Source organism: Defluviitoga sp., from assembly GCF_035349255.1.
Taxonomy (GTDB): Bacteria; Thermotogota; Thermotogae; order Petrotogales; family Petrotogaceae; genus Defluviitoga.
In genome coordinates this window covers 1-2,822 of record NZ_DAOPSE010000083.1, presented here as the reverse complement: position 1 = coordinate 2,822, position 2,822 = coordinate 1, and the positions used below count along the sequence as shown (strand labels likewise).

The window sequence follows — 2,822 nt, the reverse complement described above, 5'->3', positions numbered from 1 at the left end:
AGCAAAAGCTAATGACATAGGCTAATCAACCGAGCTTGTATTTCTACAAGCCCCCACCTCTATAGGCGGTGGGTGGTTGACTCCTAGTTTTATAACATCACAAGTAAATGGAAGTTCTTTACATTCTTTTTCGTTTCCGATGTAAAGAACATTATTATATTTTTTATGATTATTAGAGATAATTTTTGACCTTGGTCCAATATCAAAGAACACCTTTTTGTAATATGAAAACAGATCTCTATTAATAACCTCTTCACTTATCTCAGTAGTAATGAACAAATAGTCTGATTTATTATTAGGAAGCAATACATCACAATCAAGCAGCTGTCTATCAATCGCTATAGGCTTTTCATTAATATTAACAAATAAAGGTGTGCGCATATCCATTCTTTGAACATAATCAACATCTACACCATACCTCGTCAATATTTTAATAAGATAATCTCCTACAAAATCGTTACCGACATTACCAATCAATCTAACGTTATAACCTCGTTTGGCTAAACCTATCGCAATAATAAGCCTAGAACCACCAGGAAACATGTATATCTCAGATTTATGAATATCTTCTCCTTGTTCTTGAATAATGTAGATATCTAAAAAAATGTCACCTATAACATCTATACTGATCATTATATACCCACACTTAAAAATAAAATTAACTTACTCTAGAAATTCTAAAATTCTTATTATATTTAGGTTTGGGATTTGATTATTTTTACAAATAGCTCCTCAACTTTTCGGCACTTGTACCTGGGAGGGGAGGGCTCCGCCTTAGACCCATTTTAAATTCAAAACCCCATTCTTAGAAAATCTTAATTTCTAAAGTCACTAATAATAAAATTGCTTCATTACAAGATTATACGACAAAAACAATAAATTAAGCTTTTTAGATTTTTTTAGATCCCAAAATTATAATTCAATTATATAAATCGACTAAATTTAAACTTCTTTTTACAATACCAATTACACCATAAATCAGATAAAAAGAGTCATAGAAGCAGGAGCTAAAGACATATCTAATTGAGGAAAACAAAATATCCCTTGGACTGTATTTTAGTAAATTAATAATACACAAATAATATTATCGATAGAACATTCTATTTTAGATAAAATAAACTTGGACTCTATACTTAAGCTTAATTAATTCCTATCTTCGTTATTTTAAAATCCTCATACAATTAAACACAGCCAATAGAGATACCCCAACATCTGCAAATACTGCTCCCCACATATTTGCCAATCCTAAAGCTCCTAAGATAAGAAATAAAATCTTTACCGCTAAAATAAATATTATATTTTGCCATATAATCTTAATAGTTTTTCGTGAAATGTTAATTGCGTCTATTATCTTGGAAATATCATCCTCCATAATAACAACGTCCGCTGCTTCTATAGCAGCATCAGAACCTAATCCTCCCATTGCAATCCCAACATCAGTTCTTGCAAGAACTGGGGCATCGTTAATACCATCTCCAACAAAAGCAACGGTATGTACATTATTTAAATATCTTTCTAATAGAGCTACTTTATCTTCTGGGAGTAAATTTGCATAGTATTCATCCACACCAAGTTCTAACCCTACTTTTCTTGCTGTTTCTTCATTATCTCCTGTCAATAAAACTGTTTTCTTTATTCCTAACTTTTTCAATTTATTTATAGTATCCTTTGCCTTTGGCCTTATCTTATCTGAAATCTTAATATACCCTGCAAAGCTGTCATTAATTCCAACATATACAATAGTTCCATTTGGCTCTAGTTCTGGAATATTTATACCATTTTCTTTCATTAAATCTATATTACCAACTAATACTGTCTCACCATTTATTTTAGCCCTAACCCCTTTTCCAACTATCTCTTGATATTCCTGTATTAACTTTTCATCTATATTATCGTTATAATATTCCTTGATTGATGTTGCAATAGGATGATTTGAATGGCTTTCTGCATAGGCTGCTATTTTCAAAAGTTCATGGCTGTTAATCCCGTTGTAAGCTTTAACCTCAGTAACCTCGAATACCCCTTCAGTTAGAGTTCCGGTTTTATCAAAAATTATTGTATCTATTTTTTTTAATGTTTCAAGATAGTTTCCACCTTTAACAAGCACTCCTTTTTTAGATAGCTTACCAATCCCAGCAAAGTACCCTAATGGAATTGACAACACTAAAGCACAGGGACACGAAATAACAAGAAAAACTAAAGCCCTATACAACCATTGTTTAAATGGTCCTCCGAATACTAATGGTGGAAGAATAGCTAAAGCAATTGCAGAAAATACAACAATTGGTGTATAATACCTTGAAAATTTTGAGATGATTTTTTCTGTCTTTGCCTTCTTACTTGAGGCATTTTCAACGGTCTCTAATATCTTAGAGTAAGTAGACTGACTATACTCTTTCATAACTTTTACGGTAATTGACCCATTAAGATTCACAAATCCGCTTAATACATCATCGCCTTCTTTAATTGTCTTTGGAACAGGTTCACCAGTTAAGGCTGAAGTATCTACCATTGTAGATCCTTTTATTACTACCCCGTCTAGTGGAATTCTTTCTCCAGGCTTAACCAAAATTAATTGTCCAACATTGACCTCTTGCGGTGAAACTTTATAAGTTCTGTCATCATCTACAATATTAGCATAATCAGGTCTTATCTGAAGCAATGATTTTATTGATCTTCTTGAATTATCCACAGCAAGTTCTTGTAACAACTCCCCAATCTCATAAAAAATCATAACTCCTACTGCTTCAGCATATTGCCCAATAGCGAATGCACCAATTGTCGCAATACTCATAAGAAAGTTTTCATCAAAAATCAAGCCT

At 32.2% G+C, this 2,822-nt stretch carries 2 protein-coding genes; both read right to left on the bottom strand.

Annotation, left to right across the window (positions count from 1 at the left end; genetic code table 11):
* Nucleotides 1–21: 21 nt before the first annotated feature.
* Nucleotides 22–633, bottom strand: coding sequence for a carbohydrate kinase family protein (locus PKN74_RS08260; RefSeq protein ID WP_045087728.1), 612 nt, complete (start codon nt 631–633; stop codon nt 22–24).
* A gap of 526 nt (nt 634–1,159) precedes the next feature.
* Nucleotides 1,160–2,822: heavy metal translocating P-type ATPase (locus PKN74_RS08255; protein WP_472310355.1), on the bottom strand; the 1,663-nt coding region annotated here is incomplete at its 5' end.

Coding starts and splice junctions, on each gene's coding strand:
- PKN74_RS08260 (WP_045087728.1), bottom strand. CDS start 633: ATGATCAGTATAGATGTTATAGGTGACATTTTTTTAGATATCTACATT.